The sequence below is a fragment of the Rhizobium sp. 62_C5_N11_2 genome, from assembly GCF_051811185.1.
In the GTDB taxonomy this organism is placed as follows: Bacteria; Pseudomonadota; Alphaproteobacteria; order Rhizobiales; family Rhizobiaceae; genus Rhizobium; species Rhizobium leguminosarum.
Genome location: NZ_JBPWPW010000002.1, coordinates 673,613 through 690,013, shown reverse-complemented (window position 1 = coordinate 690,013; position 16,401 = coordinate 673,613). Strand labels below are relative to the sequence as shown.

The window sequence follows — 16,401 nt, the reverse complement described above, 5'->3', positions numbered from 1 at the left end:
ACCACATCGACGATGACCGCAAAAGAGACCGAACAGCTGCCAGAAGCTCCGGCGCCTCAAAATGGCTACCAAGTGACGGAGCAAGTCGGGCATCTCCTGCGCAAGGCCTATCAGCGCCATCTGTCGATTTTCCAGACCAATGCCAGCGATCCGGACTTGACGTCGGTGCAGTTCGTGACGCTGTGCGCGCTGCACGATCTCGGTCCCAGCTCGCAGGTCGAGCTCGTGAAGGCAACGTCCGTCGACCAGGCGACCATCCGTGGCATCGTCGAGCGGCTGAAGGCCCGCGGACTGATCGATCTCTCTAAGGACGAGGCCGACGGCCGCAAGGTGGTGATCTCTTTGCTGCCCAAGGGGGAAGCCCTGCTGCAGGACATGTATCCGCAAGCCTACCTCATCAGTGAAAAGACTGTCGCGCGTCTCAATCCGGCGGAACGCATCGCGTTGTTGTATCTCTTGCGCAAAATCGCCGACGATGAGACTGATCAGTAGGTGTTGATTGGGGTCCCTGCTCTTGAGGGAAACGAACCGCAGACGCGTTACAGTCCGTGCAAACGGCTCCTGCTGAGAAGGCTCGTCTCAGTCTCTCCTCTTCATTGCCAGTCGTTGCAAAGCCGCTGACCCTGTGATGCTGCGACAGAGCGCGTTATTCGGAGCCGAAAGCGATGCTGCAAACGCTGCCTGCACCCGCAGGGCCGCAATGAAGTGGAGGACGGCAAAGCCGTTGCCGGAGCAGGTCGCGATTGGATTTACTGAGATCTAATGAAACGAAGATTACGCCAAGATCGACGCGGATGGCGGGTGCATCGGGTTTATCGGCTGTCGTAAGCATGATGAGCCTCCAGAGCGACTTTTAGCGAACCCACTGTGCCCCGGGTGCAGGCCGCTATCCACTCCCCATAGGATCTTGTTCCAGGCAACGCCCAGCCCGATCCTGAAGTCGATGCAACTGACAGCCTTCAGATCGAAGGCTACAGCCTGATTTCTTATTCACAGGCTACAAGCTGATATTATCCGACATAAAATCAGACTATAGCATGAGTCGTGCTATTTACAATCAGCCTGTATACTGATAGAGATTGTCTGGATCAGTCTGCAGCCTGAGAGAAATGGATGAAGAACGACAGTCGAAAGAGGGGGCGCCTGCGGCTTGATGAAAGACTTCGGGCGCTCCAACCGATTGAGCAGTTCAAGGCGCCGCCGAAAGGATGGGTGCGTGCGTTGCGCGACGCACTCGGGATGACGGGTGCGCAGCTCGGCACGCGCATTGGCGTGCGGCCCCAAACCGTAGAAGCGATAGAGAAGTCGGAAGCCGCGGGCACGATCCAACTTAACACCTTACGTCGTGCAGCTGAGGCGATGGATTGCACCCTCGTCTACGCACTGGTACCAAACAGTTCACTCGGGGCTGTCGTCGAGGCGCGCGCGAGGAAAATCGCAACGCGCGAGCTTCAGCGCGTCGCGCATACAATGCGGCTCGAAGCTCAGGGCACGGATGAAGCGAACTTCGAATCGCGCGTCCAGGCATACATTCGCGACAAGCTCTCCGAACGCGACCTCTGGAACGAGACATGACGGACCTGTTTCAGGAGCCTGAGGGCGCAACGCCCCTTGAACCGAATGAACGAGAGGGGCTGCTTCAGACATGGATCACGCACCGCCGTGATCTCAACGAGGCAGAGCAAGAAAACATCGTCGAGGGTGCGGCCTGGGCGCGCGGTCGCCGGCGCGTATCGCTTGAACGAATGCTCAGCGAGGACTTTATGCGGACACTGCACAAGTGGATGTTTGGCGAAGTCTGGGAATGGGCCGGCGCCTTCCGAATGACGGAGCGCAACATCGGTGTACAAGCCTACCGTATCGGCGCGGAGCTCGCGAGCCTGTTAAGCGACGTCCGATATTGGGTGGAGCATGAGACATTTTCGCCGGATGAAATTACGATCAGGTTTCACCATCGCCTGGTCGCGATCCACCCATTTCCAAACGGAAATGGCCGTCACGCTCGCTTGGTGGCCGATCTTCTGATCGAACGCCTTGGCAGCGAGCGTTTCAGTTGGGGCGGCAGAACTCTGGCCGATGTCGGTGAGCTGCGGACTCGCTACGTCGCAGCCCTTCGCGCAGCCGACAACCATAATGTCGCGCCGCTGCTAGAATTCGCGCGCACCTGAGAGGCGTAGCTTCAGTGCACATCGTTCGCCTTGAACCAGTTCTAACCACCGACCCGTTGATTCTCAGCATCGAGAGCAAAGCCCAGCTCGCTGGCAAAGTCTCTGGTCATTCCTGCGCGCCGTGGAGGACGCGAAGAATACGGCCTGCCCGCGGGGGCTGCGGAGGCCGTCGGCGCGTACTGCTATATTCACTTCTCCCTGAAGCAGGCAGCTGAGTTTTCAGAGGTCTCCCGGAGCTAAGCGACGAAATAGACTGCGCTGAAAATCCAGGAAAAATCCTGTCACAAACGTCAGATTTATGTGACATTCAAAAGGGTGGTTCAGGCCGCCTCAAATAGCTCGATAACATTCCCTGAGGGATCATCGCACAGGATCTGTCGCCCGCCTGGCCCCTCGACAATTTCGTTTCTGAAAACTATGTTTCGTTTGCGCAGATCAGCGACGAGCTGCGACAGATCCGGAACCTCCAAGACGAAGCGGTTCCACCCGCCGGGTTCCGGCTTGCGCCCATCTGCCATAGATTTTGCGGCCGATGCCATCGGCCCGGCGAGCCACAATGTGAGATCGCCGCGTGACAATATCGCCATTGCCGGGCCAAACTGCTGCTGGAGGGTGAAACCAAGATGCTCTGTATAGAAGGCAACGGACATATCGACATCGTTGACCAAATACCGGGCTGTAGCCATCGTCATATCCTCCATTACCAGGCTTCGGTAGCGAATGAATCGCACACTTTTACGGCGTGCGAAAGTCAGGATTTCCGCGACGGGCATGATTAAGGAAGTTCATCTTACCCCTTGCGCCTTAAGGCGCATACTATCGGCGAAGACCCGGTGCCAGGCGAGTATACGTACGTCACGGCGAAGACCGGTTGGCCAGAAAGGATCATCTAGTACCAGTTGTTCAACGTGCTCACGACGGGCGACTTCCACCAGCCACAGCCCTCCGGCTGGAATGCCGTGGGTGGTACAGATGGCCTGCCTGCAATATAATTTAGATCGATAACAGGTAACCGCCTTGAATGGACTCGAACCTACGACCCTTACGTCTTTCGCGCGTAAGGCATCGAAAAGGCGAACTCCAAAGCGTGGCGTCGGCTTGGTTAGCAATGCGCGAACTCGTTGCCCTCTCCGCCGTTCGCTTGAACTGTTCGTCACGATCAGCAGAGCGGCCAAATCGCTTGACACCAGTCGAACAACTGCTGGGCAACAAGATGGACGACCTTCCCTTCCCGTTGGATCCGGCCATTGATCGCCATCATCGACGATCCGAGAACGATCCGCCGGCGTTTTTCGAAGAGTGTCGGCCCGCCCTGTCTCGTCCTCGATGGTGATGAACATGACGCCGTTGGCCGATCCCGGCTTTTGCCGCACGAGCACAAGTCCGGCGGTATAGACCCAATGCCCTTGCGTTCATTGCCTCTGCACAATCACCGCCCCTTCAGACAGTATCATTCCGGCGCGACCTTCTGCCCGGCGCCGATAGTAGTCAGCACTCGCTGACCCCGGCGGCGCAAAAAGGTGGGTCATCGGCGCCATAACTATGCGATTTTTGAGTTCAAGCGATCGGTTGGCGATGGGGCGGAAAAGACTGCTTGTATCGGGACTGGCCCTCAGTAGAACTCCGTTGCGTTTAACGGACCCACCGGTATATTAGGTAAACCTAGCGTCAATCAGGCACTTCAAGTCGCCTAGGTATATCGAAGGAAACCATCATGCTCGAACTTGAACCGCTCTGCTTTTCTTCTGAATGCCCGAGCCGGGCCTTGTTCGATCAGATTGCTGATAAGTGGTCAATGATGGTGCTTGCCGTACTCGACGACGAACCGCAGCGCTTCAACGCCATTCGCCGTCGGCTGCAAGGTGTCACGCAAAAGGCACTCACTCAGTGCCTCCGCCGGCTCGAACGCAACGGCCTAATAGCGAGAGAGGTGATTTCACTCTCGCCGGTCGCCGTTCAGTATCAGGTGACGCCGCTGGGCCGCACGTTACGGGAGCCACTCCAGGAACTTCACAAATGGACACTGGTAAAACTGCCGGAGGTCACCGCAGCAAGAGAGGCTTTCGACAGCATCGATGGCGGGCAGAAGGGCGCGGACAGATCGCTAATCCAGTTACGTCTTTAACGCGACGAGAGCGACTGCAGGAGGTCCGATACTGGCTCGCGGCGGTTCGGGAAAGAGAACTCGGACCAAGTATACTGTGCCCTACCAGGGCTACTTTAAGTGCCTAATTGACGCCAGGTGTACAAAATATACTTGTGTTTCCGTCAACAATGATGGAGCATTTTCATGCGCAACAATCTTCAATTCTATATCAACGGAGCCTGGGTACAGCCCAAAAGCACGGCCGTGATCGATGTTATCAACCCCGCGGACGAAAGCGTCGTTGGTCAAGTCGCGCTAGGCGATGCAAGTGATGTGGACGACGCGGTTTCAGCCGCGCGAAAGGCATTTGAACCGTATTCACTCACCTCGATTGAGGAGCGAATTTCGCTCTTCGACCGGATTATAGCTGCCTACGACAAGCGAGTGAGCGACCTAGCCCTCGCGGTAACGGATGAAATGGGCGCGCCGCAATGGCTTTCAGAGCAATTGCAGGTGACCGTCGGCGTTGCCCATTTCAAGATTGCACGAGCAGCGCTTGAGACCTACCGATTTGATGAGCCTCTTGGCACAAGTGAAGTCGTGCGCGAGCCGATCGGCGTTTGTGCGCTGATCACGCCATGGAATTGGCCCTTGATGCTGATGGCCGCAAAGGTGGCACCTGCACTTGCTGCGGGTTGCACCGTGGTGTTGAAGCCGTCTGAAATCGCGCCGTTCTCAGGTACGATCCTTGCCGAAATCCTCCATGACGCCGGAATACCCAAGGGCGTGTTCAACCTTGTTCATGGAAATGGCCGCGTTGTCGGCAATGCTTTGACGAGCCATCCCGAGGTGGACCTTGTCTCCTTCACCGGCTCAACTGCGGCTGGGATCGAGGTGGCTCGCACCGGTGCGCTCACAGTCAAAAGGGTACATCAGGAACTGGGGGGGAAGTCACCCAACATCGTTCTCCGTAGCGCGGACCTCGCTTCTGCTGTCGAAGGGGGCGTGGCCCAGATGATGCTGAACAGCGGACAGAACTGCAGCGCACCATCTCGGATGCTGGTCCATGTCGATCAGGTTGCCGAAGCAATCAGCTATGCCAAGGCGGCCGCCGAAACGTGGTCGGTCGGCCATCCTTCTTCTAATGCAAAGATGGGACCGGTGGCCTCGGAAGCGCAATGGAACAAAATCCAGCGTCTGATCCAGTCGGGTCTCGATGAAGGCGCCACGCTTGTGACTGGAGGGCTCGGCCGTCCCGACGGACTTGATGCTGGCGTTTACGTCCGGCCCACGATCTTCGCTGACGTTCGCAACGACATGACGATCGCGCGCGAAGAAATCTTCGGGCCAGTCCTGGTCATCATCGCCTATTCCGACGAGGAGGAAGCGGTGAGGATCGCCAACGACACGACCTACGGCCTTGCTGCCTATGTCCAGGGTGAGCGGGTTGCGGCCGAAGCTGTCGCGCGTCGCCTGCGTGCCGGCCAAGTCTACCTGAACAATGTTAATCTTGATCTGGCTGCGCCCTTCGGCGGCTACAAGCAGTCCGGCAACGGACGTGAATGGGGTCCGATGGCGATCGCTGAATTCCTTGAGACCAAGGCCATCATCGGTTTCCGTGAGGCAGCTTGACAGCCTAATCTGATTATGGATGCCCGGAACTCAATTGATCCGGGCATTCTGCTGTTTCTTCCCACCGCCGGCGGAGGAACCGTGATCTGTCAGTACTTCTCGAAAGCGCGATGCGTTCTTGCAGCCCCATCTGTTCTCGATCTTTCACCCCGGCGCGAAAGAAAATAGAAGGGGCGCTGGCGGATGGAGCGCCCTGCCGATTTCAGAACAGCATGAAGTAAGAACTCACCTGACGGAATCGCCGGGTTGCACGCACCTACCCGCAAAGACCGATTGGCAGGATCTCGAAAGCATTCGTACGGATTGTGCAATGGCATTGCCTGCGGATCCGATAGCTTACAAAAGCAAGCGGTCTCCTCGACAGCATCCCTTTTCATCTTCCGAAGTTTCCGCCCCAAGAGACTTCGCGAATGGCATCCGGAGATGTCCCTACAGTCCGGATGCTGCCCATAAAGGCTGCGCATTCTCCCGATCACCTTTGCGCGCAAATACGAAAATTGCCACCTTGGGAAACTTCATCTTATCGAACATTAGCTTCGGGGCCTTTCTGGCCCGCGCGTCGCCATTTCTAGCTGCATTCCGTGCTTCGTCGATCTCCTTGTCGTAAAGTTCGCCAGGAAACTCCGCCGATCAACGCCGATGGGGCCGCAGAAATCGCGGATCTTCAGCGATGACCAGCGGCAGTGCTGCAGAGATCTTCTCTTATTATCACACGAAGCTCGCCGAAACTTTGGAATCCAATGTGCCGGACAAGCCGATGGACCGTTGTTGGAGAAACGCGGCACCTGCGCGCCACCGCGGCAGCACTTTCAAAGGCCGTTATTTCCGGCCTTTCCAGGATCTCCCTTGCGACCCGTTCGAGACCGACGGGAAATACCAGCTGCCGGCTGGCGATCAGGCGCTTCAGCTCCTGCAGTGTTGAGGGAGGAGGAGAGTTCCGATCCTGTAGCATTGCGCTCACTTTCAAAAGAGCTGACTTCACGCAACTCAGCCGAAGCCCGCACACAGGCGGCGCCACACATAAGATATGCAAAGTGAAGTCGGGCGCGTTTCGCTCCGACTAGATCGCCTGCGGCTTGAAATCGCTGGCTTCGACCGGCATCACGCCCTGCAACAGAGCGACGGACTTCTCCAGCCCTTCGAGGCTGTTCAGAAGCACATCCTCATGCTCTATCGAGAGCCAGCCATCGTAACCGGCCATCTTCAGCCTGTAGCAGAACTGCCGCCACCATTCTTCGCCGTGGCCAAATCCCAGCGTTATATAGGACCAGCTACGCGCCGGGATATCCATTAGGCTGCCGTTCTCCAAAAGGCTGGTGACGGCCTGCTTCGGAGTGTTGAGGAGGGTATCTTTGGCATGAACGTGGTATACGGCTCCGCCGAGCGCTTCTGCGGCGACAAGAGGATCGGCACCCATCCAGAAGAGATGCGACGGGTCCAGGTTTGCTCCGACGACCGGGCCAACGGCTTCGCGAAGCTTCAGCAGCGAAGGGACGTTATAGACGCACTGATTGCCATGCAGTTCCAGCGCAATGCGTTCCACACCGTGCTCTCTCGCTAGTGCCACGATCCTGGTCCAGTACGGGAGGAGCTTCTCCTCCCACTGGTAGCGAAGGATAGCCTGCGTTTCCGGCGGCCATGAGGAGACCACCCAGTTCGGCATGGTGTCGGTGGCATTCCCGGCTGGAAGTCCCGACATCGCGCAGACGGTCTTGATACCCAGCTCGCCGGCTGCGCGGATCGTATCCTCAAGACCCTGCCCCTGGCCATGATCGGTCGGATGCAGGGGATTTCCGTTGGCGTTCAAGCCTACCACTTCCAGTTCCCGGTCGGCGAAAGCTCTGAGGAATGCCTTCTGCGCGTTCTTGTCCCGCAGGATCGTCGATAGATCGAAATGCGGCGCCGTCGACCAGCCACAGGTGTTGACCTCGACGCCAGAGACGCCCAGCCTTTGCGCGTGATCCAGCATTGCCTCGAAGGGCAGGCCGCCGAGGCTGTCTGATACGAATCCAAGCTTCATGCGTAAAACTCCGGTTTGGAAATCATTTCGACGGGAACCTTGCAGCCGTCGTTCAAGGCCGTGACGCCGGCTTCGGCGACCCTTGCGGCGCAGTATCCGTCCCAACTGCTCGACGCGATGTGCGGGAACACTCCGGTCTCCACGAACCGAATGAAAGCGCGGTTCTGGCGGCGATAGGCTTCGGCATAGCGGCCGCGCCAATCCGCTTCGTAGCTTGTGCTCTGGCCGAGCTCCCGGTCGACGCGGGTGTAGTTGACGGCGTTCATGGCGATGGTCGCCTTCTCGCCCACCAGTTCCGCGCGCACGTCGTATCCGTAGGCCGCGTTATTGTTGATCTCGATATTCACGAGTTGATCATCGGCGGTTTCGAGCACCATATAAACCGGTGCGACGAGCGCGTCGGAGCGCTTCGGCTGGAAGGCGGAGATCGATACGTATTCGGTGTCGAGAACATGTCGGACGACATCGAACTCGTGCGGGGCGGAATTGGTGATTGCCATCGCTCCGGTGAAGTCCGACGCGGGCGTCGCGACATTACGATGAAAGTTGTGCATCATCAGGGCGCGGCCAATCGCACCGTGCTCCAGAGCCTGCTTCATCTCCACATAGGATTGATCGAAGCGGCGCATGAAGCCGAGCATTATGAACTTCTTTCCCGCGGCTTCTTCCGCCTGCATGATCTCCAAGCATTCTTTGGAAGATTGCGACAGCGGCTTTTCGCAGAGAGCCCGTTTGCCGGCTCTTATGCAGGACAGCGACAAGGGCGCGTGCGTGAAATCGGGGCTTGCGATGATAACTGCGTCCACGTCCGGACGAGCGGACACCCGGTCGGGGTCTGAGTCGACGTCGTGAGCGCTGTAGGCGTCCGCCACCTTGCGGGCGCGATCCGCATCCATGTCGCAAACGACCTGGAGGCTCGCCCCCGGCAGATCTTCTGCGACGATTCTCGCATGATCGGCTCCCATCAACCCTGCCCCGATGACGGCGATCCTTATTGTCATTTCGATATTTCCTGTCGTTAGAGAACCAGCGATTTGCGGCAAGCATTGCGTCTGTCGTGCGAAATGCGTGCCGGGAACCCCATCCCGACACGCACCCTTGGGAGGGCTTTATTTCTTTGCGTATTGGTCAACGTTGTCCTTGGTGATCGAAGCAAACGGCACCAGCTTTTCGGCCGGCGCATCCTCGCCTTTTTTCAGGCCTTCCACGACCTCGAAGGCGGCCTTCGCCTGGCCTGCGGCGTCCTGGAAGATGGTCTGCGACATGGTGCCGGCCTTGATCGCATTAAGAGCATCGGCCGTACCATCGACACCGGAGATCATCACGCCCTTGAGGCGGTCGGCACCCTGAAGTGCTTCGAGCGCGCCCAGCGCCATCTGATCGTTGGCTGCGACGATTGCATCGAACTTCGGAAAGCTTTGGATCCAGTCTTCCGTGACCTTCATGCCTTCAGCGCGGTCGTAGTTTGCCGAAAGGCTGGCGAGGGTGGCCACGTCGGAACGGCCGAGCGCATCCTCGAATCCCTTCTTTCGCTCCTGCGTGTGCGAAAGCCCCGGCGTGCCTTCGAGGTAGAGGATCTTGGCGTCCTTGGGCAGGTGTTCTTTCATGTATTCGCCCTGAAGACGGCCGGCATCGATGTTCTTCGAGCCGACGAACGTGTATTTGCCGCCTGCCGATTGGATACCGAGAGCGATGACGGGAATGCCGGCCTGGTTCGCCTTCTCGACGCCCGGTACGATGCCCTGATAGTCGACCGGCACGACGACAATCGCATTGACTTTCTGCGCTATGAAGTTGTCGATCTGATCGAGTTGCTTGCTGACGTCGTTGTTGGCGTCGGAGAAGCTCACTTCGGCTGCCGGATCGGATTTCGACGCTTCGATGAAGGCGTTTTTGCGCGCCATGACGAAGACGTCCGTATCCGCCATATTGGCGTAACCGACGACGAATTTGTCCGCGGCGAATGCAGCGCCGGTGGAGATCCCGGCAAGGGATATGGCGCAGGCGAGAGCGAGTTTGGAAATGGCTTTCATTGGGTCCTCCCATAGAGTTTCAGATTCATTCCGGATGCGGGAAATCCCGCCGACAAAGAGGTGGTTCCTCAGCAGGCGCTAGCCCGCCGAAGAACATCGGTCATGCCTTCTTTTTGCTGCGGGCAGACTTCGTCCAGACATCGAGGATCACGGCGATCGCGATGATCAGACCCTTGATGATCTGCTGCCAGTACGAGCTGACATTCATGAGATTGAGCATGTTGTTGATGACGCCGATGATCAGCGATCCGATAATTGTGCCGGTAATGGTTCCGGTGCCGCCCATCAGGCTGGTGCCGCCAACGACCACCGCGGTGATCGCGTCGAACTCATAGCCGACGCCGCCGGCCGGTTGACCGGAATTGATGCGAGACATGAGGACGATGCCTGCGACGGCGCACAGAATGCCGTTGAAGATGAAAGCCTTCACGACGATGCTGTCTGGATTGATGCCGGAAGCGCGCGCGGCACGCTCATTGCCGCCTACCGCATAGACGTATCGGCCGAACTTGGTCTTGTTGAGAAGAATCCAGGAAATGACGATGACGATCGCGAGGATGAGCACGGAGATCGGTACTGGGCCAAGCGAGCCTTGCCCGATCACTTTGAAGTCGCCCAAGCCCGTCACGGGCGATCCACCCGTATAAAGGAGCACTGCGCCGCGTGCGACGGTCGTCATTGCCAATGTCATGATGAACGACGGGATGCGGAAGAAGGTGATGACGAAACCGTTTACGATGCCGGTCAGAATGCCGACTGCTACGCCCGCGACGACCGCGAGGATGACGCTGGCGGTGATGGCCATTACGCTCGCGGCGATGACCCCACAGAGCGCGAGAACAGATCCCAGCGATACGTCGATATGTCCCAGAATAATGATAAAGGTGACGCCGCATGCGAGAAGGCTAACCACCACAACCTGACGAAGGACGTTGGTCAGGTTGGCTTCCGTCAAGAACGTCGGGCTCAAAATCGACGCGAGGATGCAGATTCCGACGAAGATGAGAACCGTGCCGTACTGCCGGTAGATCTGGGAAAAGCTCATGTTTCGAGAGCCTGAAATCACCTGGCCTCCTCGTTTCACGGCCGCCTCTGCGCGTTCGATACTCATCAGTGTCCTCCCGTGGCGAGGCGCATGATGTTTTCCTGCGTGGCCTCGTTCCTTGTTAGTTCGCCGGTCACCCGGCCTTCGCTCATCACCACCACGCGGTCACTCATGCCTAGGATCTCGGGCAGTTCAGATGAGATCATGACGATCGCCAGCCCCTGACGAGCGAACTCGGTCATCAGTCTGTGAATTTCGGATTTCGACCCGACGTCGATGCCTCGTGTGGGTTCGTCGAGAATGAGCAGCTTCAGATCACCCAGCAGCCACTTGGCGAGAACGATTTTCTGTTGATTGCCGCCGCTGAGGTTTTCAACGATCATTGCCGTATCGGGCGTCTTGATCTGGAGCATCTTGATCATGCGCTGGGAAGCTGTCTCTTCCTGCCGCTCGCTGATGAAAAGGCCGGAAGCGAACTTCTTGAGGTTCGCAAGCGAGATGTTCTCGCCGACGGACCGGCAAAGCACCAGACCTTCCGCTTTGCGATCCTCTGAGACCATGGCGATGCCGTTGGCGATGGCATCCTTCGGGGACATGAGCTTTAACGGTTTTCCGTTCAGACGGATGACGCCCGCGTCCGCCGCGTCCAGGCCGAAGATCACCCGGGCGACCTCTGTCCGCCCTGCGCCGATCAGGCCGGAAAGGCCAATGATCTCGCCGGCGCGCACCTCGAAGCTGACATTTTCGAAGCTGCCGTCACGAGAGAGGTTCTCGACGGAAAGGACAATCTCGCCGATCGGCACTTCCTCTTTCGGAAAAATACTGGAGATCGTGCGGCCGACCATCTGGGAAATCAGCTTTGCGGGCTCATATTCGCTGGCCGGGGCGGCAGCGATGAACTGGCCATCACGCATCACCGTGATGTCGTCGGCGATCTGGAAGATCTCGTCCATCTTGTGTGTGATGTAGATGATCGCGACGCCTGCTGCTTTCAGGTCTGCGATCTGTCTGAAGAGCATCGCGACTTCCGTGTCGCTGATCGCCGACGTCGGTTCGTCCATAATCACCAGAGAGGCCTCGCGCGAAATCGCCTTGACGATCTCGATGAGTTGCATCGTCGCGATGGACAGGTCTCGCATCTTGGTTTGGGGGCTGTATTTCAGACCCAGCCGATCCAGGAGCGTCTGCGTATCTGAATTCATGCGATCGAAATCGACAAACCGGGACAAAATGCCTGTCCGGCCGTAAGTGGGTTCGCGGCCGAGAAAGATGTTTTCGGCGATGGTCATGTCGAGCACCGGGCTGAGTTCCTGATGGATCATCGAGATCCCTCGGTCCAGTGCGGCTGCGGCGCTTTGGTGGTCGAGCTTTTCGCCTCTGAAAAGGATTTCTCCGCCGTCGATCGCGTAGATACCGCTCAGAATCTTCATGAGCGTCGACTTGCCGGCGCCATTTTCCCCGACGAGGACATGGACGGTGCCGGGACGAACCTTCAGGCTCATGCCATCGAGCGCGAGAACACCAGGGAAGGCCTTGGTGATTGAACGCATTTCAAGAACGAAGCCGGCTCCGCTATCTATAGGCGTGCGATGGCCTTCGCCGCCTGAAAGCGGCGCCACCTTTTGCAAGGTCGCAGACATGAGAGTATTTCCTCCAAATGAGAGAGCTCTCCCAAGCCCTCCCGCCAAATTGGCTTTTGCTGAAAGATGAAATTGCGAAAATTCCGCCAGCTGTCAACGAAGCTGTGGATTTTTCTCCCAAAACCTCTCATAAATAGCGTCAGATTATGAGAGGCTTATTATGTCACGCCCAACGATCCCCGACTTGGCAAAAGCCGCGAATGTAAGCATTTCAACAGTCGACCGCGTGTTGAACGGTCGCGACCCCGTGCGCCCACAGACGGCGGAGCGGGTTCTTAACGCCGCCCGCCAGATTGGTTTCCATGGCGTGACGGCCATCGCCCGGCGACTCGAGCACGACAAGCCGGTGATCAAATTTGGCTTTCTTCTCAAGCAGTCTCACCGCAAGCTTTATCAAATGTGGGGCGATGTTCTCGTCGCGGCGACCGAAGCATTTCCCGACGCCCATGGAAGGGCCATCGTTAGATTCATGGACGATCTTGCGCCCGACAAGGCTGCCGAGGCGATCTACGCTCTCAGTCGCGAAGCCGACGTCATTGGAATGATCACCTCCGACCACCCGCAGGTGAACCACGCCGTCGATGGTCTTGCAGCAGAGAACATTCCGGTCGTGACCATGATTTCCGATATTTCCACTGCCTCCCGCGCAGCCTATGTCGGCAACGACTGCGTCAAAAAGGGCCGCACGGCCGCGTGGTTCATAGCCGGGCTGAATGGCAATGGCGGCAAGGTTTCCGTCTTCGTCGGAAATCACCGATATCTTGCGCAAGAACTAAACGAAATGGGGTTTCGATCATACTTCCGGGAGAGCGCGCCGGGCTTTCAGATGCTGGAGACGGTTGCAACCCTTGAAGAGCCCGAAATTGCTTATGAGGCCACGCGTCACCTTCTACAGACCGAACCAAATTGGGTCGGGCTTTACGTTGCCGGCGGCGGCATCACCGGTGTGATGCGAGCTCTGCGGGAGGATGGTGGACCGGCAGCCAAACGCCTTGTGGTCATAGCACACGAGCTCACGAATGAAACAAAAGCCGGTCTTGCTGAAGGATTGATCAAGGTCGTCCTATCTCACCCGGCAAAGCAGTTGGGGGAGACCTTGGTGCGCGCAATGGCGCAAGCTCTCGATACCGACCGATCACCGACCGTGTCGCAGCACATTGTACCCTTCGACTTCTACACAGCGACTAATATCTAAGAAAACTGCCTGGTGATACGTTGGCGGCCGTTGTGACATCGCCCCCTGGCCTTTTCTCAATACTCTGCGGGCACCTCATATACTTCTGCAGCTGGATCCTCGAGGAATGAGCGCACCGTCGGTGGTAGCTGGCGGGACGATAGCGGGACAGGTCCACAGCGCGCAAGTAGTTCACGCAAGTCTGGCTCGGTGCCGACATGCCGCCAGATCATCCGCGAGGCATAGGGGAGGTTTTCCCTTCGCCACGAAATTCCCATCGTCGTCCCACGCAGATAGACGCGCTGATACTCGTCGAATGGCAGGAGGATCGTCTGCGACAGCATGGCGTTCGGTCCGACGACACGTTGCGTGATGAAGATCCGGTTCCGATAGAAGGCCGCCAAGCCCAGATATTTCGAAAACTGCTGAATGCCGCTTCCGAGGTCTCGAAGCCGCTCCATCGATTTGGCCTGCACCAATCCACCCTGCTCGATAAGGCGGCTGCACGAACAGACAACCATCCCGGGCCAGGATGGCGAACGATAATAGGTCTGAAAATAGCCGATATGACGCCTGAGCGCGGTTAGGTTTCCGGGAAACGCTTTGAGAAGCTCTGAACCTCCGTTGATACCGAGGACGGGTTTGTGAAGTCGCTCGCGAAACTGTTTGGGAGCGAGGTCAAAGTCGGCTGCATCAAGATCGAAATAGTTGGCGATGCGAGCCAGATTATGGGCGGAAGGCCTCGTCTGGCCGTTGATGTATCGATTGAATTGTTGCCGGTTGATATCGATTGCACGGCACAGATGCGAAATTGAACGTTGCGTTGCGCAGGCGATTTTGAGGTTCTCGACCAGGTGAGGCATCCGTAACTCCGTCTTCTCGTGAACTAGCGTAAACTCGCTTAAGGATGCGTCAAGTCGCGAAATTGCGTGAGCCGACCCAGCCTCTACGTTCCCACTTACAAATGAAAAAGAGGGGACCGTTATGACGCATCAAAAGGATCGATCTTCGCAGCCGAGAATCGGCCGCCGCCACTTCCTCGGCGGTGCCGTCGCGCTCGGCGCCTTGCCGGCCCTCGCCTCGGGCCTCCTGATGCCGCGTGACGCACGGGGGCAGGAAGCCAAGCGTGGCGGCCATCTGAAGCTTGGCCTCAAGGGCGGCGCCACCAGCGACGCGCTCGACCCGGCAACATACAGTGCCTCGGTACTGTTCGTCATTGGCCGCCTCTGGGGCGACACACTTGTCGAATCCGACCCCAAGACTGGCGCACCCCTGCCCTCGCTGGCAACTTCCTGGACGCCGTCGACGGATGCTTCCATCTGGACCTTCAAGATCAGGAACGATGTACGGTTTCACGACGGCAGCAAGATGACCGTCGCCGACATTGTTGCGACGCTGAAGCGGCACGCGGACAAAAACTCGCAGTCGGGCGCTCTTGGGCTCATGGCGTCAATTGCAAGCATTGAAGAAAAGGCGGGCGACCTTGTCCTGACGCTTTCGGAAGGCAATGCGGATCTGCCTCTCCTTCTCACCGACTACCACCTGATTATCCAACCCAAGGGCGGCGTCGAAAATCCGGCAGCAGCAGTCGGCACCGGTCCTTACATTCTGAAAAGCTTCGAACCCGGGGTCCGCGCCACATTCGAGAAAAACCCAAAGGATTGGCGCTCCGACCGCGGCTTTGTCGACAGCGTCGAAATACTCGTCATCAACGACAACACCGCGCGCGTTGCGGCGCTTGCCTCCGGCCAGGTCCATTTCGTCAACAGCATCGACCCGAAGACAGTTCCCATGCTGCAGCGGGCACCGACTGTGAGTATCATCCGGAATGCAGGCAAGGGCTTCTACTGCTTCCTGATGCATTGCGACACGGCGCCCTTCGACAACAGCGACCTTCGTCTCGCGTTGAAATATGCCATCGATCGTCAGTCGATCCTGGACAAGGTTCTCGCCGGCTATGGAACGATCGGCAACGACTATCCGGTCAACTCCAACTACCCCCTGGCGCCGACCGATATCGAGCAACGGCCCTATGATCCCGACAAGGCCGCCTTCTACTTCAAGAAATCGGGTCTCGACCGTCCAATTCTGTTGCGCACCTCCGACGCAGCCTTCCCGGGCGCCGTGGATGCGGCGATCCTGTTCCAGCAAAGCGCGCGCAAGTCCGGGATCACGATCGACGTGAAGCGCGAACCGGAAGACGGCTACTGGACTAATGTCTGGAACAAGCAGCCCTTCTGCGCCTCCTTCTGGGGCGGTCGCCCGACACAGGATTCTCGCTATTCCACCTCCTATCTATCGACCGCCGAATGGAACGACACGCATTTCAAGCAGCCTGACTTCGACAAGTTGGTATTGCAGGCGCGGTCTGAGCTCGATGAAGCCAAGCGCAAGGTGCTTTATCGACAGCTGGCTTTGATGGTGCGAGACGATGGCGGTCTGATCCTGCCCGTCTTCAACGACAACATCATGGCCTCTTCGAAGACGCTGAAGGGCTATGTCGACGACATCGGCAACGATATGTCGAACGGCTACGTCGCGACGCGTGTCTGGCTGGACGCCTGATGCCCGAAGCCGGGCGAATAGGGCGCGCGCGGATTCTA

The 16,401-nt window shown here is 57.9% G+C and carries 15 protein-coding genes and 2 pseudogenes; 7 read left to right on the top strand and 10 right to left on the bottom strand.

The genetic code is table 11. The annotated features are described in order from the left end of the window. Positions 1-12 precede the first annotated feature (12 nt). The 3 genes from AB8B31_RS26900 (at position 13) to AB8B31_RS26890 (ending at position 2,168) form a co-directional block, all read left to right on the top strand. Complete coding sequence (locus AB8B31_RS26900; RefSeq protein ID WP_018245264.1) at positions 13-492, top strand: MarR family winged helix-turn-helix transcriptional regulator; 480 nt, start codon at positions 13-15, stop codon at positions 490-492. A 621-nt stretch (positions 493-1,113) separates the two neighbouring features. Continuing rightward, positions 1,114-1,575, top strand: coding sequence for a mobile mystery protein A (locus tag AB8B31_RS26895; protein ID WP_131590824.1), 462 nt, complete (start codon positions 1,114-1,116; stop codon positions 1,573-1,575). Further along, positions 1,572-2,168, top strand: a complete 597-nt coding sequence (locus AB8B31_RS26890; protein ID WP_131590827.1) for a mobile mystery protein B — start codon at positions 1,572-1,574, stop codon at positions 2,166-2,168. Before AB8B31_RS26895 ends, AB8B31_RS26890 begins: the two co-directional genes overlap by 4 nt. 320 nt (positions 2,169-2,488) lie before the next feature. On the opposite strand, the gene AB8B31_RS26885 is transcribed toward AB8B31_RS26890, so the two are convergent. The 3 genes and pseudogenes from AB8B31_RS26885 to AB8B31_RS26875 form a co-directional block, all read right to left on the bottom strand. After that, positions 2,489-2,854 carry a VOC family protein gene (locus AB8B31_RS26885; protein WP_245494235.1) on the bottom strand — a complete coding sequence of 122 codons (366 nt, stop codon included), beginning with the start codon at positions 2,852-2,854 and terminating at the stop codon, positions 2,489-2,491. Between the two features lie 416 nt (positions 2,855-3,270). Further along, positions 3,271-3,574: pseudogene (locus AB8B31_RS26880) on the bottom strand (hypothetical protein); the annotation flags it as partial. Between the two features lie 21 nt (positions 3,575-3,595). Next, positions 3,596-3,784: pseudogene (locus AB8B31_RS26875) on the bottom strand (12-oxophytodienoate reductase); the annotation flags it as partial. A gap of 98 nt (positions 3,785-3,882) precedes the next feature. Here AB8B31_RS26875 and AB8B31_RS26870 point away from each other — a divergent pair. Both AB8B31_RS26870 and AB8B31_RS26865 read left to right on the top strand, forming a co-directional pair. Beyond that, positions 3,883-4,293: a winged helix-turn-helix transcriptional regulator gene (locus AB8B31_RS26870; protein ID WP_018245306.1), complete on the top strand. Its 411-nt coding sequence runs from the start codon at positions 3,883-3,885 to the stop codon at positions 4,291-4,293. A 165-nt stretch (positions 4,294-4,458) separates the two neighbouring features. Next, positions 4,459-5,886 carry an aldehyde dehydrogenase family protein gene (locus AB8B31_RS26865; RefSeq protein ID WP_439007576.1) on the top strand — a complete coding sequence of 476 codons (1,428 nt, stop codon included), beginning with the start codon at positions 4,459-4,461 and terminating at the stop codon, positions 5,884-5,886. 664 nt (positions 5,887-6,550) lie between these two features. Here the strand turns inward: AB8B31_RS26865 and AB8B31_RS26860 are convergent. The 6 genes from AB8B31_RS26860 to AB8B31_RS26835 all read right to left on the bottom strand — a co-directional run bounded on the left by AB8B31_RS26860 (position 6,551) and on the right by AB8B31_RS26835 (position 12,624). Further along, positions 6,551-6,838, bottom strand: coding sequence for a MurR/RpiR family transcriptional regulator (locus AB8B31_RS26860; RefSeq protein ID WP_439007592.1), 288 nt, complete (start codon positions 6,836-6,838; stop codon positions 6,551-6,553). Between the two features lie 108 nt (positions 6,839-6,946). Next, positions 6,947-7,906 (bottom strand): sugar phosphate isomerase/epimerase family protein, encoded by a 960-nt coding sequence (locus tag AB8B31_RS26855; RefSeq protein WP_131703272.1) that lies wholly within the window; start codon positions 7,904-7,906, stop codon positions 6,947-6,949. Continuing rightward, on the bottom strand, positions 7,903-8,907 hold the full coding sequence (locus AB8B31_RS26850) for a Gfo/Idh/MocA family oxidoreductase (RefSeq protein ID WP_018245310.1): 1,005 nt from the start codon (positions 8,905-8,907) through the stop codon (positions 7,903-7,905). The genes AB8B31_RS26855 and AB8B31_RS26850 overlap by 4 nt, the downstream gene beginning before the upstream one ends. A 108-nt stretch (positions 8,908-9,015) precedes the next feature. Next, complete coding sequence (locus AB8B31_RS26845) at positions 9,016-9,939, bottom strand: sugar ABC transporter substrate-binding protein (RefSeq protein WP_131703271.1); 924 nt, start codon at positions 9,937-9,939, stop codon at positions 9,016-9,018. Positions 9,940-10,039: 100 nt separating this feature from the next. Beyond that, positions 10,040-11,050, bottom strand: a complete 1,011-nt coding sequence (locus tag AB8B31_RS26840; RefSeq protein WP_018517231.1) for an ABC transporter permease — start codon at positions 11,048-11,050, stop codon at positions 10,040-10,042. After that, positions 11,050-12,624, bottom strand: a complete 1,575-nt coding sequence (locus AB8B31_RS26835) for a sugar ABC transporter ATP-binding protein (protein WP_018245314.1) — start codon at positions 12,622-12,624, stop codon at positions 11,050-11,052. The genes AB8B31_RS26840 and AB8B31_RS26835 overlap by 1 nt, the downstream gene beginning before the upstream one ends. Positions 12,625-12,784: 160 nt before the next feature. Here AB8B31_RS26835 and AB8B31_RS26830 point away from each other — a divergent pair, with 160 nt between their 5' ends. Continuing rightward, entirely contained in the window at positions 12,785-13,819 is a 1,035-nt protein-coding gene (locus AB8B31_RS26830) for a LacI family DNA-binding transcriptional regulator (RefSeq protein ID WP_018245315.1), read from the top strand. A 56-nt stretch (positions 13,820-13,875) separates the two neighbouring features. Here the strand turns inward: AB8B31_RS26830 and AB8B31_RS26825 are convergent, their stop codons facing one another. Next, positions 13,876-14,661, bottom strand: coding sequence for a helix-turn-helix domain-containing protein (locus AB8B31_RS26825; RefSeq protein ID WP_065275917.1), 786 nt, complete (start codon positions 14,659-14,661; stop codon positions 13,876-13,878). Between the two features lie 121 nt (positions 14,662-14,782). On the opposite strand from AB8B31_RS26825, the gene AB8B31_RS26820 reads away from it, so the two are divergent. Continuing rightward, positions 14,783-16,363: an ABC transporter substrate-binding protein gene (locus AB8B31_RS26820; protein WP_018245317.1), complete on the top strand. Its 1,581-nt coding sequence runs from the start codon at positions 14,783-14,785 to the stop codon at positions 16,361-16,363. The last annotated feature ends 38 nt before the right edge of the window (positions 16,364-16,401 follow it).